General features: G+C 64.2%; 27 protein-coding genes. 18 read left to right on the top strand and 9 right to left on the bottom strand.

Annotated elements, in window-relative coordinates; genetic code table 11:
• Nucleotides 1–31: 31 nt before the first annotated feature.
• The 9 genes from rpsH (at nucleotide 32) to map (ending at nucleotide 5795) form a co-directional block, all read left to right on the top strand.
• Nucleotides 32–430, top strand: a complete 399-nt coding sequence (gene rpsH, locus AC1DCZ_RS04790) for a 30S ribosomal protein S8 (RefSeq protein ID WP_018773673.1) — start codon at nucleotides 32–34, stop codon at nucleotides 428–430.
• 18 nt (nucleotides 431–448) lie between these two features.
• On the top strand, nucleotides 449–985 hold the full coding sequence (gene rplF, locus AC1DCZ_RS04785) for a 50S ribosomal protein L6 (RefSeq protein ID WP_476894033.1): 537 nt from the start codon (nucleotides 449–451) through the stop codon (nucleotides 983–985).
• A 2-nt stretch (nucleotides 986–987) separates the two neighbouring features.
• Nucleotides 988–1371: a 50S ribosomal protein L18 gene (gene rplR / locus AC1DCZ_RS04780; RefSeq protein WP_091251989.1), complete on the top strand. Its 384-nt coding sequence runs from the start codon at nucleotides 988–990 to the stop codon at nucleotides 1369–1371.
• Nucleotides 1372–1397: 26 nt separating this feature from the next.
• The gene (gene rpsE, locus AC1DCZ_RS04775) at nucleotides 1398–2081 is read left to right on the top strand and encodes a 30S ribosomal protein S5 (protein ID WP_301226746.1); all 684 of its coding nucleotides are present in this window, start codon (nucleotides 1398–1400) and stop codon (nucleotides 2079–2081) included.
• Between the two features lie 3 nt (nucleotides 2082–2084).
• Nucleotides 2085–2291 carry a 50S ribosomal protein L30 gene (gene rpmD / locus AC1DCZ_RS04770; protein ID WP_018773676.1) on the top strand — a complete coding sequence of 69 codons (207 nt, stop codon included), beginning with the start codon at nucleotides 2085–2087 and terminating at the stop codon, nucleotides 2289–2291.
• Nucleotides 2292–2786 (top strand): 50S ribosomal protein L15, encoded by a 495-nt coding sequence (gene rplO / locus AC1DCZ_RS04765; RefSeq protein WP_011692793.1) that lies wholly within the window; start codon nucleotides 2292–2294, stop codon nucleotides 2784–2786.
• Between the two features lie 186 nt (nucleotides 2787–2972).
• Nucleotides 2973–4283: a preprotein translocase subunit SecY gene (gene secY / locus AC1DCZ_RS04760; protein WP_476894034.1), complete on the top strand. Its 1311-nt coding sequence runs from the start codon at nucleotides 2973–2975 to the stop codon at nucleotides 4281–4283.
• A gap of 5 nt (nucleotides 4284–4288) precedes the next feature.
• A complete protein-coding gene (locus tag AC1DCZ_RS04755; RefSeq protein ID WP_476894219.1) occupies nucleotides 4289–4858 on the top strand; it encodes an adenylate kinase in 570 nt (189 codons plus the stop codon).
• 109 nt (nucleotides 4859–4967) lie between these two features.
• Nucleotides 4968–5795 carry a type I methionyl aminopeptidase gene (gene map, locus AC1DCZ_RS04750; RefSeq protein WP_476973593.1) on the top strand — a complete coding sequence of 276 codons (828 nt, stop codon included), beginning with the start codon at nucleotides 4968–4970 and terminating at the stop codon, nucleotides 5793–5795.
• Between the two features lie 110 nt (nucleotides 5796–5905).
• Here the strand turns inward: map and AC1DCZ_RS04745 are convergent, their stop codons facing one another.
• The 3 genes from AC1DCZ_RS04745 to AC1DCZ_RS04735 form a co-directional block, all read right to left on the bottom strand.
• Complete coding sequence (locus AC1DCZ_RS04745; protein WP_476973592.1) at nucleotides 5906–7252, bottom strand: ABC transporter substrate-binding protein; 1347 nt, start codon at nucleotides 7250–7252, stop codon at nucleotides 5906–5908.
• 86 nt (nucleotides 7253–7338) lie between these two features.
• Nucleotides 7339–8274 (bottom strand): carbohydrate ABC transporter permease, encoded by a 936-nt coding sequence (locus AC1DCZ_RS04740; protein WP_476973591.1) that lies wholly within the window; start codon nucleotides 8272–8274, stop codon nucleotides 7339–7341.
• Nucleotides 8271–9221, bottom strand: a complete 951-nt coding sequence (locus AC1DCZ_RS04735; protein WP_476973590.1) for a carbohydrate ABC transporter permease — start codon at nucleotides 9219–9221, stop codon at nucleotides 8271–8273. The genes AC1DCZ_RS04740 and AC1DCZ_RS04735 overlap by 4 nt, the downstream gene beginning before the upstream one ends.
• 291 nt (nucleotides 9222–9512) lie before the next feature.
• Between AC1DCZ_RS04735 and AC1DCZ_RS04730 the strand changes: the two genes are divergently transcribed.
• The 8 genes from AC1DCZ_RS04730 to truA all read left to right on the top strand — a co-directional run bounded on the left by AC1DCZ_RS04730 (nucleotide 9513) and on the right by truA (nucleotide 14823).
• Nucleotides 9513–10529: a P1 family peptidase gene (locus AC1DCZ_RS04730; RefSeq protein WP_476973589.1), complete on the top strand. Its 1017-nt coding sequence runs from the start codon at nucleotides 9513–9515 to the stop codon at nucleotides 10527–10529.
• A 176-nt stretch (nucleotides 10530–10705) separates the two neighbouring features.
• The gene (gene infA, locus AC1DCZ_RS04725) at nucleotides 10706–10927 is read left to right on the top strand and encodes a translation initiation factor IF-1 (protein WP_009358723.1); all 222 of its coding nucleotides are present in this window, start codon (nucleotides 10706–10708) and stop codon (nucleotides 10925–10927) included.
• 69 nt (nucleotides 10928–10996) lie between these two features.
• Nucleotides 10997–11110 (top strand): 50S ribosomal protein L36, encoded by a 114-nt coding sequence (gene rpmJ, locus AC1DCZ_RS04720; RefSeq protein ID WP_009358722.1) that lies wholly within the window; start codon nucleotides 10997–10999, stop codon nucleotides 11108–11110.
• A gap of 174 nt (nucleotides 11111–11284) precedes the next feature.
• Nucleotides 11285–11659, top strand: coding sequence for a 30S ribosomal protein S13 (gene rpsM / locus AC1DCZ_RS04715; protein WP_028275004.1), 375 nt, complete (start codon nucleotides 11285–11287; stop codon nucleotides 11657–11659).
• 52 nt (nucleotides 11660–11711) lie between these two features.
• Nucleotides 11712–12113, top strand: coding sequence for a 30S ribosomal protein S11 (gene rpsK / locus AC1DCZ_RS04710; protein WP_018773682.1), 402 nt, complete (start codon nucleotides 11712–11714; stop codon nucleotides 12111–12113).
• Between the two features lie 133 nt (nucleotides 12114–12246).
• A complete protein-coding gene (locus AC1DCZ_RS04705; protein WP_018773683.1) occupies nucleotides 12247–13257 on the top strand; it encodes a DNA-directed RNA polymerase subunit alpha in 1011 nt (336 codons plus the stop codon).
• 77 nt (nucleotides 13258–13334) lie between these two features.
• Nucleotides 13335–13901: a 50S ribosomal protein L17 gene (gene rplQ, locus AC1DCZ_RS04700; protein ID WP_476973588.1), complete on the top strand. Its 567-nt coding sequence runs from the start codon at nucleotides 13335–13337 to the stop codon at nucleotides 13899–13901.
• Between the two features lie 31 nt (nucleotides 13902–13932).
• On the top strand, nucleotides 13933–14823 hold the full coding sequence (gene truA / locus AC1DCZ_RS04695; protein WP_476973587.1) for a tRNA pseudouridine(38-40) synthase TruA: 891 nt from the start codon (nucleotides 13933–13935) through the stop codon (nucleotides 14821–14823).
• A 134-nt stretch (nucleotides 14824–14957) separates the two neighbouring features.
• Here truA and AC1DCZ_RS04690 read toward each other — a convergent pair whose 3' ends face one another.
• Nucleotides 14958–16292, bottom strand: a complete 1335-nt coding sequence (locus tag AC1DCZ_RS04690) for a sensor histidine kinase (protein WP_476973586.1) — start codon at nucleotides 16290–16292, stop codon at nucleotides 14958–14960.
• 212 nt (nucleotides 16293–16504) lie between these two features.
• On the opposite strand from AC1DCZ_RS04690, the gene AC1DCZ_RS04685 reads away from it, so the two are divergent.
• A complete protein-coding gene (locus tag AC1DCZ_RS04685; protein WP_476973585.1) occupies nucleotides 16505–17278 on the top strand; it encodes a response regulator transcription factor in 774 nt (257 codons plus the stop codon).
• Between the two features lie 62 nt (nucleotides 17279–17340).
• Here the strand turns inward: AC1DCZ_RS04685 and AC1DCZ_RS04680 are convergent, their stop codons facing one another.
• The 5 genes from AC1DCZ_RS04680 to AC1DCZ_RS04660 form a co-directional block, all read right to left on the bottom strand.
• A complete protein-coding gene (locus AC1DCZ_RS04680) occupies nucleotides 17341–17817 on the bottom strand; it encodes an Hpt domain-containing protein (protein ID WP_476973584.1) in 477 nt (158 codons plus the stop codon).
• Nucleotides 17818–17934: 117 nt separating this feature from the next.
• Entirely contained in the window at nucleotides 17935–19359 is a 1425-nt protein-coding gene (locus AC1DCZ_RS04675) for a pilus assembly protein TadG-related protein (protein WP_476973583.1), read from the bottom strand.
• Nucleotides 19360–19373: 14 nt separating this feature from the next.
• Entirely contained in the window at nucleotides 19374–19829 is a 456-nt protein-coding gene (locus AC1DCZ_RS04670) for a TadE/TadG family type IV pilus assembly protein (RefSeq protein ID WP_476973582.1), read from the bottom strand.
• 59 nt (nucleotides 19830–19888) lie between these two features.
• Nucleotides 19889–20770 (bottom strand): type II secretion system F family protein, encoded by an 882-nt coding sequence (locus AC1DCZ_RS04665; protein ID WP_476973581.1) that lies wholly within the window; start codon nucleotides 20768–20770, stop codon nucleotides 19889–19891.
• A 13-nt stretch (nucleotides 20771–20783) separates the two neighbouring features.
• Nucleotides 20784–21710 (bottom strand): type II secretion system F family protein, encoded by a 927-nt coding sequence (locus AC1DCZ_RS04660; RefSeq protein ID WP_476973580.1) that lies wholly within the window; start codon nucleotides 21708–21710, stop codon nucleotides 20784–20786.
• Nucleotides 21711–21727 lie beyond the last annotated feature (17 nt).

Raw genomic sequence — 21727 nt, 5'->3', positions numbered from 1 at the left:
GAAACCGTTATGAGGAAGGGCAAGAGCCCACATGACAATGACAGATCCCGTCGCAGACATGCTTACGCGTCTGCGCAACGCTAACTCGGCATACCACGACTCCGTGACCATGCCGTACAGCAAGCTCAAGGCACGCGTTGCCGACATCCTGAAGGCTGAAGGTTACATCGCCTCCTGGAAAGAAGAAGACGCGGAGGTTGGCAAGAAGCTGACCCTCGAGCTCAAGTTCGGTCCGAACCGCGAGCGTTCAATCGCTGGCGTTCGTCGTATTTCCAAGCCGGGACTGCGCGTTTACGCAAAGTCCACCAACCTGCCGCACGTGCTCGGTGGCCTGGGTGTCGCAATCCTGTCCACCTCTTCCGGCCTCTTGACTGACAAGCAGGCCGGCAAGAAGGGCGTGGGCGGCGAAGTCCTCGCTTACGTCTGGTAACGGGAAAGGAAGAGAATAATGTCACGTATTGGACGTCTCCCCATCACCGTTCCTGCCGGCGTTGAGGTCAAGGTTGACGGCTCTGTCGTCAGCGTCAAGGGTTCCAAAGGCGAGCTGAGCCACACTGTGCCCAGCCCGATCGAGGTTTCCCTGGAAGAAGGCACCCTGACTGTCGCCCGCCCGAACGACGAGCGCGCCTCACGTTCGCTGCACGGCCTGACCCGCACCCTGATCGCCAACATGATCCAGGGTGTTACTGCAGGCTACGAGAAGAAGCTTGAGATTGTCGGTACCGGTTACCGCGTCCAGGCCAAGGGAACTGATCTGGAGTTCGCTCTGGGCTACAGCCACCCGGTCAACGTCTCGGCACCGAACGGCATCACCTTTGCAGTAGAGACCCCGACCAAGCTCTCTGTTTCAGGTATCTCCAAGCAGCAGGTCGGCGAGGTTGCTGCCAACATTCGCAAGCTGCGGAAGCCGGACCCCTACAAGGGCAAGGGCATCCGTTACGCAGGCGAAGTCATCCGCCGCAAGGTCGGAAAGGCTGGTAAGTAACCATGGCGATCGCAATTAACAAGAAGCGTACGAACAAGAGCAAGTCTGCCCAGCGCAGCCGCCGCCAGCTTCGTATCCGCAAGCGCATCTCCGGAACGGCTGTACGTCCTCGTCTGGTCGTCAACCGCTCCGCACGCCACGTATTCGTCCAGGTTGTCGATGACACCAAGGGCCTGACCGTAGCGAGCGCCTCCACATTGGAAGCCGACCTTCGTGCATTCGATGGTGACAAGACCGCCAAGGCCAAGCGCGTTGGCGAATTGGTCGCCGAGCGCGCCAAGGCTGCCGGTATCGAAGCTGTTGTCTTCGACCGCGGTGGTAACAAGTACCACGGCCGGATCGCCGCCGTTGCTGACGGCGCCCGTGAAGGTGGGCTGTCACTGTGACCGAAAATAACGAAAAGGACATTCAGGTGACTGAAGCTGTAGCTGCTCCGGCAACTGAGACCGCTGCGCCTGCTACCACCGACGGCGCCCGTGGTGGCGCTGCTCGTCGTGGCGAGCGTGGCGACCGCGGCCAGGGCCGTGGCGACCGTGGTGGCCGTGGTGGCCGCGATGGTGGCCGCGAAGCCGAAAAGAGCCAGTTCGTAGAGCGCGTCGTAACCATCAACCGTGTTTCCAAGGTCGTCAAGGGTGGTCGTCGCTTCAGCTTCACCGCCCTCGTCGTCGTCGGTGACGGCAACGGTATGGTCGGCGTCGGCTACGGCAAGGCTAAGGAAGTTCCTGCCGCAATCGCGAAGGGCGTCGAAGAGGCCAAGAAGTCATTCTTCCGCGTTCCCCGCATCGGCAGCACCATCCCGCACCGTGTTCAGGGTGAAGCCGCCGCAGGCGTCGTCATGCTGCGTCCGGCTTCTGCCGGTACCGGTGTTATCGCCGGCGGTCCGGTCCGTGCAGTACTGGAGTGCGTGGGCATCCACGACATCCTCTCCAAGTCGCTCGGTTCCTCGAACGCCATCAACATCGTTCACGCGACCGTTGACGCGCTGAAGCGCCTCGAAGAGCCGGCAGCAGTGGCAGCACGCCGCGGCCTCCCGCTCGACGAGATCGCCCCGCCGGCAATGGTGAAGGCGCTTTTGAACCAGAAGGCAGGTGTCTGAGTCATGGCTAAGAACGTGCTTGTCTCCGACGCTAAGTTGGAGATCACTCAGATCAAGTCCGCCATTGGCGGCAAGCAGAACCAGCGCGACACCCTTCGGTCCCTCGGCCTGAAGCGGATCGGACACACTGTTGTCCGCACCGCCGACGCCGTGACCGTCGGAATGCTCAACACGGTTCCGCACCTGGTAAAGGTAGAGGAGGCGAAGTAAATGGCAGAGAAGAACACCGCCGAAAAGGCACAGGGCGCCGCTGCTGAGAAGCAGAACGCACTGAAGGTTCACCACCTGCGTCCCGCCCCGGGTGCCAAGACCGCCAAGACCCGTGTTGGTCGTGGTGAAGGTTCCAAGGGTAAGACCGCTGGTCGCGGTACCAAGGGTACGAAGGCCCGCTACCAGATCAAGGCTGGCTTTGCCGGCGGCCAGCTGCCGCTGCACATGCGCCTGCCGAAGCTGCGCGGCTTCAAGAACCCGTTCCGGGTTGAGTACCAGGTTGTAAACCTGGACAAGCTCAACGAGCTGTTCCCGGAAGGTGGCGCAGTCACCGTGGAGAACCTGGTCGAAAAGGGTGCCGTTCGCAAGAACCAGCCCGTCAAGGTGCTTGGCACCGGCGACATCACCGTCAAGGTTGACGTCACCGTCCACGCATTCTCGGCCAGCGCCGCAGAAAAGATCGCCGCGGCAGGCGGAAGCACCACCGCCCTCTAACGAGGCGGCGGGGCGATTGCCCGTTGCTGTTACTCCCGGTACCAGGGGCCCACGGCCCCCGGTACCGGGAGTTTTTTCATTTTCCGGCCCTTCCGATTGTTCGCAGGGCGCATCCACCCGTTAGACTCGGTTGTTGGGTTTATTTGACCTGTCTCACACGACTTTACTTATTACTCAGGAGGACGCTTGCTTAGCGCATTTGGCCGGGCCTTTCGCACGCCTGATCTGCGACGCAAGTTGTTGTTCACGCTGGGAATCATCACAATCTTCCGCTTGGGTGCCTTCATCCCCTCGCCCGGTGTGAGCTACCAGAATGTCCAGCAATGCTTGCAGAACGGTCAGACCTCGGGCGGGATCTACCAGCTCGTCAACCTGTTCAGCGGCGGTGCATTGCTGCAGGTCTCCATCTTTGCCCTCGGCATCATGCCGTACATCACGGCCAGCATCATCGTCCAGCTCCTCCGGGTGGTCATTCCCCGTTTCCAGGAGCTCTACGATGAGGGCGCCTCGGGCCAGTCGAAGCTGACGCAGTACACCCGCTACCTCACGATCGCCCTCGGCCTGCTGAACGCCACGACGCTCGTTTCCCTGGCCCGGTCCGGCCAGCTGCTGCCGAACTGCCAGCTGCCGATCATCCCGGACGCCAGCATCATCACCACGATCCTGATTGTCATCACCTTGACGGCCGGCACCGGCCTGATCATGTGGATGGGCGAGCTCGTGACGGAAAAGGGCGTCGGCAACGGCATGTCCCTGCTCATCTTCACGTCCATCGCGGCAGGCTTCCCGGGCTCCCTCGGCGCCATCTGGAAGGCCCAGGGACCGGGCACCTTCTTCATGGTCCTGGTCATCGGCCTGCTCACAGTTGCCCTCGTGGTCTTCGTGGAGCAGTCCCAGCGCCGCATTCCGGTGCAGTACGCCAAGCGCATGATCGGACGCCGCACGGTTGGCGGCACCAGCACCTACATCCCCATCAAGGTGAACATGGCCGGCGTCGTGCCCGTCATCTTCGCTTCGTCCATGCTGTACCTGCCCGGGCTGATCGCGCAGTTCAACCAGCCCAAGGCCGGCGAGCAGATGCAGCCGTGGGTCGAGTGGATCAACAACAACATGACCAAGGGTGACCACCCGATCTATATGGCGCTGTATTTCGCCATGATTGTGTTCTTCACCTACTTCTATGTTGCGATTACCTTCAACCCCGAAGAGGTCTCGGACAACATGAAGAAGTACGGCGGCTTCATTCCGGGCATCCGCGCCGGCAAGCCGACCGCGGATTATCTTCAGTACGTCCTATCCCGGATCACCCTGCCCGGCGCCTTCTACTTGGGCTTCGTGGCACTGATCCCGCTGGTTGCACTGGTCCTGATCAACGCGAACCAGAACTTCCCGTTCGGCGGCACCTCGATCCTGATCATGGTGGGCGTCGGCCTGGAGACCGTGAAGCAGATTGATGCGCAGCTACAGCAACGTCACTACGAAGGGCTTTTGCGATGACGAGAATGTTGATTATCGGACCCCCCGGTTCAGGCAAGGGAACGCAGGCGGAACGCATTTCGGAGCGCCTCGGCGTCGTTGCGATCTCCACCGGTGACATCTTCCGTGCCAACGTCAAGGGTGAGACGCCGTTGGGCATCGAAGCCAAGAAGTACATGGACGCGGGCGACTTCGTTCCGGACAGCGTGACCAACAAGATGGTCCGCGACCGCCTCAGCGAGAACGACGTCGAAGCCGGCTTCCTTCTGGACGGATACCCGCGCACCACCGCGCAGGTGGACTACCTCGACGACATCCTTGCCGGCGGCAACCAGAAGCTCGACGTCGTCCTGCAGCTCACGGCCGATGACGAGGAACTCGTCGCGCGGCTATTGGGCCGCGCCAAGGACACCGGACGCAGCGACGACAACGAGGCCGTCATCCGCCACCGGCTTGACCTTTACCACGGCCAGACGGAAGCGGTCGTGGCCAAGTACGCCGACCGTGGCATCCTGACCCGCGTTGATGGCATCGGCGCCATCGACGAGGTCACCGACCGCGTCATGCAGGCCATCAAAGAGGCCCAGGCCGCCTGATCCCGGCCCACGACATTTGAGGCCCCTCCCGGACCACCGGGAGGGGCCTCAGCCATTTCGGCCGCGTGCCTTCCCCAGGGCAGTCGGCCCCACCGAAAGGAAGCTGCAGATGGCATTCGGCCAGCCGCGCATCGAATACAAGACCAACGCCCAGATGCGCACCATGCAGGAGGCCGGGCTGGTCCTCAGCCGCGCCCTCGACGCCGCGGTCGCGGCGGCCGCACCCGGCAAGACCACCCGCGACCTCGACGCGGTGTTCGCCGCCGTGCTCAAGGAGGCGGGCGCCACGTCCAACTTCCTCGGCTACCACGACTTCCCGGCCACGATCTGCACCTCGGTCAATGAAGAGGTTGTGCACGGCATTCCCGGCGACCGCGTGCTGAAGGACGGCGACATCATTTCAATCGACGGCGGTGCGGTCCTTGACGGCTGGCACTCCGATTCCGCAAGGACCGTGATCGTGGGCACCGCCGATCCCGAAGACCAGCGGCTCTCCGAGGTCACCGAGGCGGCCATGTGGCACGGCATCGCAGCCCTCGCCACGGGCAAGTTCGTCGGCGACATCGGCAACGCGGTTGACGACTACGTCTCCTCCGTTCCCGGCAAGCCGCTCGGGATCCTGGAGGACTACGTGGGGCACGGCATTGGTTCGGAGATGCACATGGCGCCTGACGTCCTGAACTACCGCACCAGCCACCGCGGGCCGAAGATCCGTCCGGGACTGTGCCTGGCGATCGAACCCATGCTGGTGCGCGGAAGCATCGAGACGGCCGTCCTGGCGGACGACTGGACCGTGGTCACCACCGACGGCCAGCGGTCCTGCCAGTGGGAGCACTCCGTGGCGGTCCATGAGAAGGGCATCTGGGTGCTCTCAGCGCCCGACGGCGGCGCCGCCAAACTGGCTCCGCTGGGCGTCGTGCCGGTCCCGATTCCCTGACGCGGCACGGCGGCGATGCCCAGATCCGCCTCCGACGCAGAAAATCCCTGGCGCCACCGAATTCCGGTGTCGCCAGGGATTTTCCGTGTCCCCAGGATGCGGGTGGCGCGTCAGCTCTTGAGCTTCGGCTTCACGTCCTTGTTGTAGATGCCCTCAAGGGTCGCCTTGAGGTCCGTCATGGTGGCCTTGACGTCGCCCTGCTGGGTGAGGATCTTGGCCGCAGCCTTCGCCATCTCCTGGTCCGCCCCGGGCAGGAACACGCGCGCGTTGTCCTGGACGTGGGTCACGGGAAGCTGGTCCATCGCCGTCTTGATCTGCGGGGTCTTCGCCAGCACCGCGCTCATGTCCGCCGACATGCGGGTGGGCATGTAACCGGTGGCCGCGGAAAACGCAGCCGTGTTTTCCGGTTCGGTCATGAACTTCAGGAACGTGGCAGCCGCGAGCTGCACTTCCTTGCTCACGCCGCTGGGAATGCCCAGCCCGGCGCCGCCGGTGGGGCAGACGTTGGTTTCCTGCTTCGGGCCGCCGGGCAGGAAGCCAACGCCCACATTGAACTTGGCTGACTTCAGGACGCCTAGCAGGGAACCCGTCGAAGAGATGGTCGTGGAGGTGATGCCGGCGGAGAAGTCGTCGGCCGCTTCCTTGGAGGAGACACCTGCCCAGCCGACCTTGTAGATCGAGTCCTGGGCCCACTGCAGGGCCGCGACAGACTCGGCGGAGTCGCAGTTGATGGTCCACTCATTGGACCAGCTGCCACCCCAGCCCCATAGGTTGTTCTGCAGGGTCCAGCCCGCGTAGCCGGCCAGGGCCGGGTAGATGTACGCGTACTTGGCGCCGGAGCTGGCCTTGAGCTTCGGGGCCCACTCGCCAAACTCCTGCCAGGTCTTGGGGGCACGGTCCGGCAGCCCGGCGGCCTTGAAATGGTCCTTGTTGTAGTAGAACAGCGGGGTGGAACGGCCATAGGGGAGGGCCCACTGCTTGCCGGCGTACTGGTAGTCCGCAACGAGGGACTTCTGGAAGTCGTCCATCTTGACGTCGAGCTGCTTGATCAGGCCGTCAAGGGGGATTATGTTGCCGTTGGTGTAGTAGCGGAACCACCACACGTCGGAGAGCACCACGAGGCCCGGCAGGGCGGACTTCGCTGCCTGGGAGGTCTGGAACTTCTGGGCGATTTCCTCGTAGTTGGCGCCGGCGGTCACGAGGTTGACCTTGATGTCCGGGAACTTCGCCTGGAACTTGTCGATGATGGCCTTTTCGACGTCCTGGGACTGTCCCGGGTGGCTGGTCCAGAAGTCGATTGAGGCGGCCGGTTTGACGCCGGTGAAATCAATATCCGCGGCCTTCGTAGCGTCCGCGGAACCCCCGGTGGAGGGGCCGCCGCATGCCGCCAGGGCTGCCGCGCCCGCGGTGAGGCCGGCCATTCCCAGGAAATGCCTGCGGTCCAGATTCATAGCCATGTGGATCCTCTCAAGATGCTGACTCGTTTAATATCGGTGGAGATAAAACAGGGGGCTGGTCGTGCCGGACACGGCCGGCGGCACCGTCATCCGGTGACGCTGCCCTGGGTCAGGCCCGCCACGATATAGCGCTGCAGGGCGGCGAACACCAGGAGGATGGGGACGATCACGAGCATGGCGCCGGCCATGAGGATGCCCCAGCCGGACCCGTTGCCTTCCGAGTTCTGCAGCAGGGTAAGGCCCACCGGCAGCGTCATGGTCTCGGGGCGGTCTGTGATGATGAGCGGCCAGATGTAGTCGTTCCACTCACTCACTACGGTGACCAGGGCAACCGTCGCGATCGAGGGCACGGATACCGGTGCCACAACCTGCCAGAGACGCCGCCAATGCCCGGCGCCGTCAATCTCGGCAGCCTCAAGGATGGAGCCGGGCAGCGTCATGAAGTGCTGGCGCAGCAGGAAGGTGCCGAACGCGGTGCCCAACCCGGGCAGGATGATCCCCCACAGGGTGTTCTTCCCGCCCATGCCAGCGATCAGGATGTAGTTGGGCAGGATGGATACCTGCGGGGGCACCATGAGGGCCACAAGGATGACGACGAAGATGACGTTCTTGAACGGGAACCGCACGAACACCAGCGCGTAGGCCGTGAGGATGGCCAGGATTACCTTCACGGTGGCACCCACAGTGGTTACGATCAGGCTGTTGAGGAAGAACCTGGCGAACGGCACCGTGGTCATGGCGACGTGGTAGTTCTCCAGGTTCAGGCTTCCGGGCAGGATCTTCAGGTCCGTCGTGACGATCTCTCCGGGCTGCTTGAAAGAGCTCAGGAGCATCCACAGCAAGGGCAGGAAGACCACCAGCGTCGCCAGGATCAGGGGAATGTAGCCGCCCGCGATCGTCTGGACCAGGTTGGCGCGGGAGAACGGGCCGGTACGCCGCGGCGCGCCGGGCCCGCCGTCGGGAGCGGAAGCCGGTCCGGCATTGGCAGCGGGATCCGGGCTGACCGGGGACAGCGTGCTCACGAGTAGTGCACCTTCCGTTCGACGAACCGCAACTGGAGCACGGTGATGATGAGCAGGATGGCGAAGAGCACCACGGAGATGGACGCCGAGTAACCGGCACGGTTGAATGCGCCGAAGGCCTGGAGATAGGCCTCATAGATCAGCGTGCTGGTGCCGTTGCCCAGCGGGGTCATGATCCGGATCAGGTCGAAGGCCTGCAGGGAACTGATCATGGTGGTGATGAGCAGGAAGAATGTGGTGGGCGACAACAGCGGGACGGCCATGTTGACAAACCGGCGGAAGCCGCTGGCGCCGTCGAGGGAAGCCGCTTCCATGACGTCCTGCGGCAGCGACTGCAGGCCGGCCAGGTACACGACCGCGCAGTAGCCCAGGTTCTTCCATACGTAGACGATGATCACCATGGCCAGCGACAGCTGGGGATCGTTGATCCACTGCGGACTTTGCTGTCCGATGCCGCGCAGCAGCCACGAGAGCACACCGTAGCCGGGGTCGAAGATGAAGAGCCAGACGAGGCCGACGCCGACCCCACTGAGCACATACGGTGCAAAGACGGCTGACCGGGCAAAGGTGGTGCCGCGGACCTTGGAGTTCAGCGCCAGGGCAACCAGGAGGCCGAGCACCATCGAGCCGCCGACCGTGACCACCGTAAAGACCGCCGTCGTCCCGAGAACCTCGGGCGCATCGGAGCTCGTGAAGAACGTGATGTAGTTCTCGAATCCGACCACGGTGGCCGACGCGGAGCCCAGGGTCCAGTCCAGGGTGGAGTAGTAGATGTTGTTGATGAGCGGGAGGTAGGTGAAGACCGCTATCAGCGCAAGATTTGGCAGTGCCAGGGCCAGGAAGACGAAGAAGTCCCGGCGGGTCCTGGCGGACCAGCGTGCCCGGCGCCGGGTGGCCGCGGCAGCGTCCACCGTGGCCGGCGGACTGTCTGTAAGTTGTCGAGTCATTCGGGTCTCTAACGGGATCCGGGCCTGCCAGTGGCAGGCGGATGGGCGGGGGATCTACTTCACTTCACCACACACTCGGTGGGCGGAACCCCGCACAAGACCCGGTCGGGGCTTTGTTTTGTCAGGCTTCCCTGCCCGTTAACCAATTGTTCGTTGCAGTATTACATAACGTTTGCCTTTGATGTGGCTTTGGTGCTACGGGCCGCACGCAATTCGCGCCGGAGGGCTCGGCAACACCGGCAATGCAGGCATCAGCCGGGTCCGCGGCGCCGGCGGGCGCACAATGGAGCCATGACTGCGATTACGGATGTAGCCGGCCTTCGCGTGGGGCACGTTCACAAGTTCGACGGCGGGTGGCTGACCGGCGTGACCGTGGTGCTTCCGCCGCCGGGCACGATCGGCTCCGTCGACGTCCGGGGAGGCGGCCCGGGCACCCACGAGACCGATGCGCTGGATCCGACCACGCTGACTTCTGCCGTGGACGCCGTGGTCCTCACCGGCGGGAGCGCCTTCGGCCTGGTCGCGGCACACGGTGCCCAGCGCTGGTGCGAGGAGAGCGGCCGGGGGTTCGCCGTTCCCGGCGGCGTCGTTCCGATCGTTCCGGCCGCCGCGATCTTTGACCTGGGCCGCGGGGGCGATTTTTCCGCCCGCCCGGATGCGGCCATGGGCTATGCGGCCACTGCCGCGGCTGCCGCCCAGGCAGAAGGGCACGACGTCGGGCGCGGCAACGTCGGCGCCGGCACGGGAGCGGCGATCGGCCGGGGCCGGTTCAAGGGAGGAGTGGGCACAGCCTCCATTACATTAGACAACGGGGTGGTGGTCGGTGCCATCGCCGTGGTGAATGCGCTTGGATTGCCTTTTGGCACATCGCCGCAGCGGCCGGAACCCGGCAGCGTGCGTCTAAGCGAGGAACGAGCGAGCGCGCAGAGGGTTGCGGTTGTTGAGGCGAAAGCCGGGAACGGCGGCGTTAGCTCGACAGAGCCACCGGCACTGAACACCACCCTCGTCGTCGTCGCCACGAACGCGGTCCTGGACAAGGCCGAGTGCAAGCGGACGGCGTCGGCGGCCCATGCCGGACTGGCCCGGGCGCTTGATCCGAGCCATACCCTGGCGGACGGGGACACCGTCTTCACCCTGGCGACCTGCACCGTCTCGCTGGACCGCAGCACCGAAGCCGCGCGGCAACTGAGCCTGATCACCCTGCAAAGCGCGGCAGCCGACGTCGTCCGCCTGGCCATCCTGGACGGAATTGCCAGCGCCGAGGCCGTGGTCACGCCGGCGGTGGCCTTAGGTGCGTACGGGGGCTGAGTGCGCTACGATTGCTGGATTTAACAATCGCGCCCGAATGGCGTAATGTTGTCTGTTGGTTGTCTGCCCTGTTGTGCCCTTTTGTGGCCGGGAGGCATCAGCCAATCAATCAAAAACGTCCGCAGTCATGACCGGTGCAAACCGGGAGGCGGCGGCAACAACAGTTAGCGGAGGGTATGGCCAAGAAGGACGGGGTCATTGAGATCGAGGGCGTTGTGACTGAGGCGCTGCCCAATGCGATGTTTCGCGTTGAGCTCACCAACAAGCACATCGTTCTGGCACACATCTCTGGAAAGATGCGCCAGCACTACATCAGGATTCTCCCTGAGGACCGGGTAGTGGTGGAGCTGAGCCCGTACGACCTGACACGTGGTCGTATCGTCTACCGCTACAAGTAAACACTGGGCGGCCAGAGCAACAGCCGAAGGCCGGTCCAGCTGACCAACTGCAACACGCAAAGGAACGCCATGAAGGTCAAGCCGAGCGTCAAGCAGATCTGCGAAAAGTGCAAAGTGATCCGCCGTAATGGCCGGGTCATGGTGATCTGCGAGAACCCGCGCCACAAGCAGCGCCAGGGCTAATTTCCCCTTCGGGAAATCCTGGGTTGCTAACCCACGCAAGTAAATAAAAGGCAGCACAAGCTGATTTGGGACGTATGGGCCCGTACAGCTAACCCCCGGTCGGAGGCTGGGGCCGCACGGACCGTGCGGGTGTACTGCCTACGACCTCCGGTTTATTCAAGGAGCACTGCCTCTATGGCTCGTCTCGCTGGCGTAGACATTCCCCGCGAAAAGCGGTTGGAAATTGCGCTTACTTACATCTACGGCGTGGGCAAGACCCGTGCACACGAAACCCTGGCTGCCACCGGCATCAGCGCGGACGTTCGGGTCAAGGACCTGACGGACGCACAGCTGGTTGAGCTGCGTGACTACATTGAAGGCAACTACAAGGTTGAGGGTGACCTTCGCCGCGAGGTAGCCGCTGACATCCGCCGCAAGGTTGAGATCGGCAGCTACGAAGGTATTCGCCACCGCAAGGGCCTGCCAGTGCGCGGACAGCGTACGAAGACGAACGCGCGTACCCGCAAGGGCCCGAAGCGCACCGTCGCAGGCAAGAAGAAGGCCCGTTAATCCCTGAGGGATTAACTCGGCCTACCCCCGATAACTTTCTGTAGGAGAAAAAATGCCCCCGAAGACTCGTGGCGCGGTTCGCAAGCCGCGTAAGAAGGACAAGAAGAATATCGCGCTGGGCCAGGCGCACATCAAGAGCACCTTTAACAACACCATCGTTTCCATCACGGATCCGAACGGTGCTGTCATCTCCTGGGCTTCGTCCGGTGAGGTTGGCTTCAAGGGCTCGCGCAAGTCCACCCCGTTCGCTGCCCAGATGGCTGCCGAGGCCGCCGCGAAGCGTGCACAGGAGCACGGCATGCGCAAGGTTGACGTGTTCGTCAAGGGACCGGGTTCCGGACGCGAGACCGCCATCCGCTCACTGCAGGCCGCTGGCCTCGAGGTTGGATCCATCCAGGATGTAACCCCCAGCGCCCACAACGGCTGCCGTCCGCCCAAGCGCCGCCGCGTCTAAGGCTTTCCAGCGCTCAGGAGCTTGCCCGGACCCTCACGGGTCCGGGCAGGCCCGGCCGCGTTAAGACTTTAGACCGATCTTTCCACCACCTGTGTTGCGTCATATAGCGGATGCTCGCCGAAAGGAAACCTAAGTGCTCATTGCACAGCGCCCCACCCTCTCCGAAGAGGTCGTCTCCGAAAACCGCTCCCGGTTCATCATTGAACCGCTTGAGCCGGGCTTCGGGTACACCCTCGGAAACTCCCTCCGCCGTACCCTGCTCTCCTCCATCCCCGGTGCCTCTGTAACGAGCATCCGGATCGATGGCGTGCTGCACGAGTTCACCACGGTCCCGGGTGTCAAGGAAGATGTCACTGAGATCATCCTGAACATCAAGAACCTGTCGGTTTCCTCCGAGCACGACGAGCCGGTTGTTGCGTACCTGCGCAAGCAGGGCCCGGGAGTCGTCACCGCCGCGGACATCGCTCCGCCGGCCGGCGTCGAATTCCACAACCCGGATCTGCACATTGCCACGCTGAATTCGAAGGGCAAGTTCGAACTCGAACTGACCATCGAGCGAGGCCGCGGCTACGTTTCGGCAGCTCAGAACAAGTCCGGCGACTCCGAGATCGGCCGCATCCCGGTCGACTCGATCTACTCGCCGGTCCTGAAGGTTACTTTCCGCGTGGAAGCTACCCGTGTTGAGCAGCGCACTGACTTCGACAAGCTGATTGTCGACGTCGAGACCAAGCAGGCCATCGCCCCGCGCGATGCTGTTGCTTCGGCAGGTACCACCCTGGTGGAACTGTTCGGTCTGGCTCGCGAGCTGAACACCGCAGCTGAAGGTATCGAGATTGGCCCGTCGCCGACGGACGCTGCCCTGGCAGCCGACATGGCACTGCCGATCGAGGATCTGGACCTCACCGTCCGTTCCTACAACTGCCTCAAGCGTGAGGGCATCCACACCGTGGGTGAACTCGTTGCCCGCTCCGAGGCTGACCTCATGGATATCCGTAACTTCGGTGCGAAGTCCATTGACGAGGTCAAGGCAAAGCTGGTGGAACTGGGGCTGTCCCTCAAGGACTCCCCTCCCGGATTCGACCTCGCAGCACGTGCCGCAGCCATCGAAGAGGACGACGCCGCTTTCAGCGACGACGAGCTCTAACAAACAGATCTTGGCCGGCGGGCCCGATGCACCCTGGCGTGCGCAACCCACCGGCTTCCACATGAGGAGAAACTATTATGCCTACACCCGCTAAGGGTCCGCGCCTCGGAGGCGGAGCGGCTCACGAGCGTCTTATGCTCGCGAACCTGTCCGCCGCGCTCTTCGAGCACAAGCGGATCACCACCACGGTGACCAAGGCCAAGCGACTGAAGCCTTACGCTGAGCGCCTGGTGACCTTCGCCAAGCGTGGCGACCTGGCTTCCCGCCGCCGTGTACTCGGCCTGATCAGCGACAAGGGCATCGTCCACGAGCTGTTCACCGATATTGCACAGGCAGTGGAGAACCGCAACGGCGGTTACACCCGCATCACCAAGATCGGCAACCGCAAGGGCGACAACGCTCCCATGGCTGTCATCGAACTGGTTCTCGAGCCGGTTTCCGCCAAGCAGGCCGTGGTAGCCGAGGCTACTTCCGCTGCACAGCGGGACGCTGAGAAGAAGGACGCCGGGAAGGCCGAGGCAGCTCCGGTTGCCGAGACCGAAGAGGCTCCTGAGGCTGAGGTCGTTGAGACTGAAGCTGCAGCTACCGAAGAGGCTCCGGCCGCCGAGGAAGCAGCCGCCTCCTCGGAGAAGGACGCGAAGTAGTTCGCTGATTTCTTCGCATAGACTTAAGTCTATGAACGAGCCAAAACCCGCTGCCCCCGTCATGGGGGGCGGCGGGTTTTTGCGTATCCGGTTGGATCTGGGCTACGACGGCGGCCCCTTCAGCGGGTGGGCCGTCCAGCCTGGCCTGCGCACTGTCCAGGGCACGCTGGAGCAGGCCCTTGAGCTGCTCATCCGGCGCCCGGTCCGGGTCACCGTGGCGGGCCGGACAGATGCGGGCGTACACGCCCGCGGCCAGGTGGTGCATCTGAACCTCACGCAGGCCGAGTGGCTGGGCCTGAACCGCGGCGCCGAGCTGGATCCCGCCGTCGCCCTGCTCCGCCGCGTGCGCGGCGCCCTGAGCCGCGGGCTCGGGCAACTCAGCGGAGCCATCGAAGTCCACGACGTCACTGTGGCTCCGGAGGGCTTCGACGCGCGTTTTTCCGCGCTCTGGCGCCGCTACTCCTACCGGATCGCGGACGGTCCCGCGCTCTGGGACCCGCTGGGCCGCTACTCGACGCTCTGGCACAAAGCCCCGCTGGACGTTGGGCTGCTCAACGAGGGCGCCTCGCAGCTGCTGGGGCTGCAGGATTTCCGCTCCTACTGCAAGCCGCGGGAGGGCGCGACCACCATCAGGGAGCTGCAGCGCTTCGAATTCGCCCGCGGAACCGACGGCGTCATTGTCGCCACGGTGCAGGCTGACGCGTTCTGCCACAACATGGTGCGCTCCCTCGTGGGCTCGGCGCTCTTCGTGGGGGAGGGCCTGGAATCCCCGGAATGGATGCTGGAACGGCTGCTTGCCCGGCAGCGGGACGCCAAGTCGGTGCTGGCTGCCCCGCATCCGCTGGTGCTGGAGGAAGTGGCCTACCCGTCGGAAAGCGGAATGCTGGCCCGGGCAGAGCTGACTAGGGCCATGCGCGCGTAAGACCGACGGAATCCAGAACTTTCGTGAAGGCGCCGCGGAACTTCCCCACATTCGACGGCGCGAAACCGCCACTCGGCGGCGGTTCGGCCCAACACGCCGGCCGGGACCTCCGTGGGTGGGGAATCCCCGGCCCATTAGAAGGCGGCCGGGGGACCCCCGGCGGGAAGCTCGACGGTGAACGTGCTGCCGCGGCCCGGAAGCGTGGTGCAGGAGATCGTCCCGCCGTGGCGTTCCACGATGGCCTTGGTGATCGACAATCCGAGTCCTGCCCCCGGGATTGCCCCGTCCCGGACCACGGGACTCCGGAAGAACCGGGTGAATACCCGCTCTGCGTCTGCTGCGGTCATGCCCATGCCGGTGTCCTGGACGTGAAGCCGTATCCGGCCGTCCTCAGTGCTCCCCGAGACCCGGACAGAACCGCCGTCCGGCGAGTACTTGATGGCGTTGGAAACGAGGTTGTCCAGTGCCTGGCCGATACGGAGCGGATCAACGTGGGCCCACAGGGGCGCAGGGATTTCCGCCGACAGCGAGACCAGCGACGACTGGGCATGTGCCTGCGCGGAACTCAGGGTGGCTTCCACCAGGCTGGCCAGGTCGGTGCGGCGGGGATGAACGTGGACGGCCGAGGTCGCGGTCATCAGGAGGTCGGAGACCAGGGCAAGCAGCCGCTCGGCATTGCGTTGCGCGACTTCGATGCGGCGGACGGCCGGGGTCGGAAGGTCCTCCACGTCCGCGAGGACCAGGTCCAGGTTGCCAATGATTGAGGTCAACGGCGTGCGGAACTCATGTGAGACCGTGGACACCACATCATCCTTCGCGGCCAGGGCATCGGCCATGCCTGTGACCTCGTTGAACACCACCACCGCCCCACGGAAGCCGCCGTCGTCGTTCCTCAGCGCCCGGGCGGCGGTCGAAACCACCCGGCTGCCCGGCGCCGCCCCGAAGCAGACCAGATAGTCGGCAAATGATTCGCCGTCCAGCGCACGCCGCAGCGGACGCCGATCGAGCGCAAGCGGCGTCCTCTTGTCCTGCCCCATCAACGCCAGTTGACCCTCCTCCGGCACCCGGAGACTGCGGGGAGGCGCCGCTGATGCCTCAAGCCGGGCCTGCCAGGAGTTCGTCAGCAGGCGGCGGCCATCGGCGTCTACCGCCACGATGCCGACGTCGACGGTGTCCAGAACCGCGTCGAGGAGCTGAACACGATCCCTGCTGTCCGCGAGCAGGGCTTGTAGCTCAGCTTCCTTGGATTCGATTCGGCGGATCATGAGGGTCAGCAGGGCCGCATACAGGCCCAGCCCGACGAGGCCGAGGACGCTGTGGAGGACGCCAGGCCGCCAGCCTGCGGGCGCCGCAGTCACCGCAGCCGCAACCACGAGCGTCAGCGGGAGCTGGCTCGCCAGAACCCGGGCGCGCGGACTTAAAGCCTTGACGAACCGGCCTGCACCCCAGACCCTCAATTCTTCACCCACTGAAGCCGCGCCCCTTTCTTGCTGCTCCAGTTTTACACCCGGTGTCACATAACCGTGACACAAATCCAAGTTTTGTGGCGTCTGTTGCTGCGCCGCAACGTTTTTTGCCCTCGTCCGTGGGTATTCTGACAGTGCCGGTTGGGGGCCGACGAGATCAACGCTGCCTGCGCATCCGCGGTAGGCCGCGGAGCTTGCCAGATGTGAGGGGGGCCATGACTGACATGGGAGTCGCCGTCGTCGTTGAAGACGACGAAGATGTTCGGAACCTAGTCGAAGCCGTGTTGAGCCAGGCCGGGTTCGAGGTCCACTCCGCCTCGGGAGGGCGGGAAGGGGTGGACGTCGTCCGGCGCGAGGCGGCCAGCGTCGTCACCCTGGATGTGGGTCTTCCGGACATTGACGGGTTCGAGGTGCTCCGCCGCATCCGGCAGTTCAGCGATGCGTACGTCGTCATGCTGACGGCTCGAACCGACGAGCTCGATACGCTCACGGCATTCCATACCGGGGCGGATGACTTCCTGGCCAAGCCGTTCAGGCCGCGCGAACTGCGTGCCCGGGTCGGAGCGATGATGAGGCGGCCGCGGCAGGATGTCTTGTCCGCCGTGCCGTCCGCCCCGGCTCCTGCCACCGCCATGCTGCCGGCGTCCACCGCGCCCGAAGACTCTGTGTTCCGCCACAACGGCCTGGAACTGAACCCGGAGACCCGCTCCGTGGCGGTTGACGGCGTCCCCGCCAGCCTGACCCGCAGCGAGTTCGATCTCCTGCACGCGCTGCTCAAGGCTGCAGGCGCCGTCCGGTCAAAGACCGATCTGGTCCGGGTGGTGCGCGGTGAGTACTACCGGGTGGATGCATACATCAGCGAATCCGATGAGCGCGCAGTCGAAGTGCACATCGGAAACCTCCGCCGGAAGCTGCGCGAGGACCCGTTGCAGCCGCGCTGGCTCCAGACCGTCCGCGGCGTGGGATACCGGCTGGCGCCGGCACGATAGCGGCCTGCGACCGTGCCCTTGAATGAGGGCCGGTCAATCTCGGGGCCGGTCAGTCCCTTGCGTCAGCTGTCCCGGAAGACGTAGCTGAATTGAAGCTCGTCCATGGTTTCGCCGCCGCGCTCGGCTACGTCCCCAAGGAGCGAGCGTGCATGCTCCAAGTCGCCGGCACGGATGGCCATTTCCAGCTCTCCGGCGAGCTGGGCAAGACGGAGGCCGCCGACCATCTCAGACGATGTCCGGACGCTCAGCACGGCGTCCAGCGAGGCCGCCTCGTCACGGCGCTCAAGGGCCGACGCCAGCGAACGGTACCTCTGCTCCCACATTTTGGCGTAGTCCCGGGCGAATCCCTTGGCTACGGCCGGGCTCTCCAGCTGGACGCTGAGGTCCTGCAGCGCAGCGGGGTCCACGAGAGGCGCAACGCCCGGAGCGGCAGCCGAGGCAGAGACGGGCACGGGCTGCCCGGCGCCGCGCGCAGCGTCACAGGGGGCGAATGCCGTGCCCGCGTTGCCGTCGTCGGGGGCTGCGGCTAGTAAAGACATGTGACCACGCTACTTCCTGTCAGGGGCCCCTGCCGTGCACTCCGGGCTTTCCTGCGGAAACCCTGTGGCTTTCCGGGCGGGAGCCGTTAGTGGCCCGGAAAGACGTACCGCGAGCCGTCAGCCGGGAATCCGGATCAGGCGGGAGTTCGAGCTGATCGCGTTGATCGCCGAGACAAAGATCGGACCGAGGTCCGCTCCGTTTGAGGCGCAGAAGAAGTAATCTCCGTCGGAGTTCTCCGCAGCCGCCAGCGCCGGCGTCGAACAATCATTGCTGGCAGTGCTTGGGACTCCCGGGGACTTCTCAGAGGCGGCAGCAGCGAGAACGTCGCGCACAAACATGGGGCTGCTTCCGCATCGGGCGGAAGTCGCTGCGTTGTAGGCAACAGTGACGACCAGGATTCCTCTCGCCTTGGCGTCCGCCGCGACTGCCTTCAAATTGTTGCAGGCGACCGCCCCGTCTGAGTTCTGGAGGTCGCCGGCGATGTCCACCGAGGTGGATCCTCCGGTGCCGGTCTCGTTCGGTTGTCCATCCGTCTCCAGGACGATGGCCTTATGGGGGGTTCCTGCACGCGCCGGCAGGCTCACCAAGTTGTTGGGATCCAGACCAAGCAGATACCGTGCCGCGGCCTTCATGGGTGACGCCAGGTACGTGCCAATCCCCGAGTGAGTCAGGCATTGCACACCCTGGACGAGCGCGCTGCCGTTGTTCAGCGCCGGCGGCGTGCCTGAAGTCGTGTAATCGTTGGAGAACGGGACAGGAATCCATGGGCCACTCGTAGCCGAGCCCGACGGGGCGGTGACACAGCCGGACGTGCCAGCGCTGCGGCCGATGGTGCCAAGTGCTACGTACTGCTGGTCCTTGGTCATCGTCTTGAGCGTGGTTTGAATTGCTGTCTGCATGCTGGCGAGGTCGGCGGTACTCATACTGCCGGTGCGGTCCGCGACCAGGGCGACATCCATGGGGTTCGGGGTCTGGGTGCCACAGGAGCCTTTGCAGGCATCCGAGGCCATCGTGCCAGTGCTACCGGTATTAATCCCGATCACGGGAGCGAACCGGAACGCGACGTCTTTGTCGTCGCTTACTGTGATCGAATTACAGGAGGTTCCGGCCCCAGGGATGCAGGGGATGGCGCAGATAGTCTCGCTGCACCTGGCCCCGGTAATCGCTCCGGGGTTGCAAACGCTCGGGATCTGGCTGCTGAGGACGGTCCGGCCCGCGCCTGTTGAAGCCACCACGCACCAGAAGGTGACCGTAGGGGACGCTGCGGGGTCGTTGGCCCGGGCGAATGACATCGCGGCGTTGCGGGCGGCCACCGGATCACCAGGGAGCGACGCTGCGCCGGCTAGCGCTGCGGCGTCCAGCGCGTTGCTCAGGTGCTGGCGCTCGTACACCAGCGAGCCGACATCGAGGGCCATCGCAAGGGCTCCGAAGAGCACCGGAATCGTCAGAGCGAAGATGACTGCAGCCGCTCCACGCTCCCGGGACGCCTTGCCGGGCTTGTTCTTTTCCTTCAAGTGCTCCCGGTTACGTAGCCGCTTCACGAGCGATCCTGGTGTCAAGGCGTGCATGATCCTCCGGTCCAACGCTGTGCACCCGAGGCCAAAGCCGCCGGGCCCTCCATTTTCATTACGGCTTTGGCCTCGAAGACGCCGCCGAGTACCCACGAATAGAAACCGGTCAGGGAGGACTCGGGGTAGCGCAGGCAAACGACCATGACTCCCGGAGCCCCGGCTGACGTGTCGACGGTGAACTGAACCTGGAGTTGGCTGCTGTCCAGCGAACCCGCTGCATGGTTGGCGGACGCAATGACGTCACCTTGCGTCACTCCCTGCCTTGCACTTTCGCGGGCCGCCCCCTGCAGGCTGACGCTTTGACCTAAGGCCATCCCAAAGTCGATCACGCCGAGGAGCATGGACAGGAGCAAGGGCAGGATCAAGGCAAATTCCACCGCCGTCGCACCGCGCTGCCGGTCATCCCGAACCTCTCGATGTCTTGTCTTGGACCCCAGCATCTGATGCTCCTTTCAATCCGAAAGTGATTCCTGAACGGCGTGCCGGTTGGATGCGTTCATCAGCGGCCCGAAAATGTGGCGATGGTGTTGATGACGGCGGGACCAAGGATGACGATAAACAGCGGCGGGAAGATAAAGAGAAGCAGCGGAAATACCACCGCGACGGGAAGTTTCATAGCTTTTTCCTCTGCCCGAAGACGTCGCCTGATCCGCATCTGATCCGCCTGGGGTTTCAATACCCGCGCCACGGAAAGCCCCTGTACATCAGCCTGGATGATTGCGCTCACGAAGCTCTTCAACTCCGGAACCGAGGACCGCGCGGCCATGGCTTTGTAGGCGTCACGGCGGGTACTCCCGGCCTGGATGTCCTGCAGCGTCCGCACCATCTCTTCCGCGACGGGACCCGAACCGTTCGCCCCCACCCGGGACATGGCGACCTCGAACCCCAGGCCTGCCTCGACCGAGATCAGCAGTTGGTCCATGACATTGGGCAGATCCAGCCGTAATCTCGCCTGGCGTTTCGTGCCGCTGTTGTACACGAGCAGGTCGGGCAGGGCGTAGCAGGCCGCCGTGAGGGCCACAGACATCAGGCCTCCCTGCGGGCTTTTTGCCCCACCGAAAAGAACGGCGAGCAAGGCACCGCCAAGGGCCGCCAGCGGTTTCAGCGTCAGGAGGCGGTCCAGCGGCATTGAGGCCGGCCGTCCCGCCTTCCCGAGCATCTGGTCCAGATGGTGCACGTAGGCCGTCGGTGTCAGCTTGCGGGCCAGGAGGACCAGCCCGTGGGGACCGGCCTCTGTATCACCGGGCCGCGGGGTCGAAGCAGCCGCGAGCCTGGATTGGATCAAACGGCCGGCGGCCCTGTCGACGCCAATCAGTGACCAGGCAAAGTAGGTCAAAGGAAGGATGATGCTTGCGATCAGCAGCCAGACTGTGGTGGTCAATGTGCTCAGCTCCTTAGAATGCGATCTTGACCATGCGGCTGATCCAGAAGGATCCGATGGCCATCATGACCACGCTGGCTGCGATGAGGACCCAGCCCAGCACCGTCGAGGTCAGGACCGACATGTATCCCGGATTGACGATGTTGATGAAGAGTGCGACGAAGAACGGCAACGCAATCAGGATGTATGCCGAGAACTTTCCTTCCGCCGCCAATGCACGGATTTGGCCCTTGATCTGTGCCCTTTCGCGAACGGTGTCTGCAACGTGGTCGAGGACCCCGGCCAAGTCGCCGCCAACTTCCCGGTTGATCTCGATTGCCTGGCTGAGCCACTGGAAGTCCTCGCACTGAAATTTCTGGCCTACCTCGGCCATGGACTCTGAAAGCGGACGGCCGACCCTGTCCTCGTTGACGATCCGGGCGAGTTCCTCACCCATCGGAGCCGACATCTCGACGCTGGCGCTTCGCATGCTCTGGGCGATGCTGTGGCCGGCGCGCAGGCTGCCGGAGAGGGACATCAGCATGTCGCTGAGCTGGGCCTCGAAGGCGGCGCGGCGGCGGCCGGTTCTGAATGAGATAAGCGCCCTGGCGGCCACCGGACTCATACCGGCGAACACGACGGCCAGAAGCCAGCCCTGAAGCACGAAGCCCGCCAGGCCCAGAATGAAGGCGGCAACCAGGACCAGGACGGCGAATTCGGCGGGCTGGAGTTTCAGGCCCGCCCCACCGAGCGCATCGCGACCAAAAGGGCCGCTGCTCTTGTGTCCGACGCGACGCTCCATGGCCGCGACCGTGACGCCGCTCAACCTCGAAATCATCGAGGAGTTGGACTCCGCCGGCGGCCTTCTCCGGTCGACGTGGATGTCGGTGTACCGGGGCCGGAATGCCACAAAAAGGGCAAGGGCCACGGCGAGCAGAATGAGCACGGCACCTGCAAGCAAAACAGAATCCTGGGGCA

It is taken from the genome of Arthrobacter sp. 10N418, assembly GCF_056394725.1.
Note: the sequence above shows the minus strand (reverse complement) of the source record. Positions and strands in the feature narration are given on the sequence as shown.

Excerpts from the sequence above, each read along its gene's own strand:
- AC1DCZ_RS04680 (WP_476973584.1), bottom strand. The coding sequence starts at position 17,817 with ATGTCTTTACTAGCCGCAGCCCCCGACGACGGCAACGCGGGCACGGCA.
- AC1DCZ_RS04755 (WP_476894219.1), top strand. The coding sequence starts at position 4,289 with ATGTTGATTATCGGACCCCCCGGTTCAGGCAAGGGAACGCAGGCGGAA.
- AC1DCZ_RS04745 (WP_476973592.1), bottom strand. The coding sequence starts at position 7,252 with ATGGCTATGAATCTGGACCGCAGGCATTTCCTGGGAATGGCCGGCCTC.
- AC1DCZ_RS04685 (WP_476973585.1), top strand. The coding sequence starts at position 16,505 with ATGACTGACATGGGAGTCGCCGTCGTCGTTGAAGACGACGAAGATGTT.
- rpmD (WP_018773676.1), top strand. The coding sequence starts at position 2,085 with ATGGCTAAGAACGTGCTTGTCTCCGACGCTAAGTTGGAGATCACTCAG.
- rpsH (WP_018773673.1), top strand. The coding sequence starts at position 32 with ATGACAATGACAGATCCCGTCGCAGACATGCTTACGCGTCTGCGCAAC.
- rplR (WP_091251989.1), top strand. The coding sequence starts at position 988 with ATGGCGATCGCAATTAACAAGAAGCGTACGAACAAGAGCAAGTCTGCC.
- rplF (WP_476894033.1), top strand. The coding sequence starts at position 449 with ATGTCACGTATTGGACGTCTCCCCATCACCGTTCCTGCCGGCGTTGAG.
- AC1DCZ_RS04730 (WP_476973589.1), top strand. The coding sequence starts at position 9,513 with ATGACTGCGATTACGGATGTAGCCGGCCTTCGCGTGGGGCACGTTCAC.
- rplQ (WP_476973588.1), top strand. The coding sequence starts at position 13,335 with ATGCCTACACCCGCTAAGGGTCCGCGCCTCGGAGGCGGAGCGGCTCAC.
- map (WP_476973593.1), top strand. The coding sequence starts at position 4,968 with ATGGCATTCGGCCAGCCGCGCATCGAATACAAGACCAACGCCCAGATG.
- rpsK (WP_018773682.1), top strand. The coding sequence starts at position 11,712 with ATGCCCCCGAAGACTCGTGGCGCGGTTCGCAAGCCGCGTAAGAAGGAC.
- AC1DCZ_RS04670 (WP_476973582.1), bottom strand. The coding sequence starts at position 19,829 with ATGCTGGGGTCCAAGACAAGACATCGAGAGGTTCGGGATGACCGGCAG.
- infA (WP_009358723.1), top strand. The coding sequence starts at position 10,706 with ATGGCCAAGAAGGACGGGGTCATTGAGATCGAGGGCGTTGTGACTGAG.
- rpmJ (WP_009358722.1), top strand. The coding sequence starts at position 10,997 with ATGAAGGTCAAGCCGAGCGTCAAGCAGATCTGCGAAAAGTGCAAAGTG.
- truA (WP_476973587.1), top strand. The coding sequence starts at position 13,933 with ATGAACGAGCCAAAACCCGCTGCCCCCGTCATGGGGGGCGGCGGGTTT.
- rplO (WP_011692793.1), top strand. The coding sequence starts at position 2,292 with ATGGCAGAGAAGAACACCGCCGAAAAGGCACAGGGCGCCGCTGCTGAG.
- AC1DCZ_RS04735 (WP_476973590.1), bottom strand. The coding sequence starts at position 9,221 with ATGACTCGACAACTTACAGACAGTCCGCCGGCCACGGTGGACGCTGCC.
- rpsM (WP_028275004.1), top strand. The coding sequence starts at position 11,285 with ATGGCTCGTCTCGCTGGCGTAGACATTCCCCGCGAAAAGCGGTTGGAA.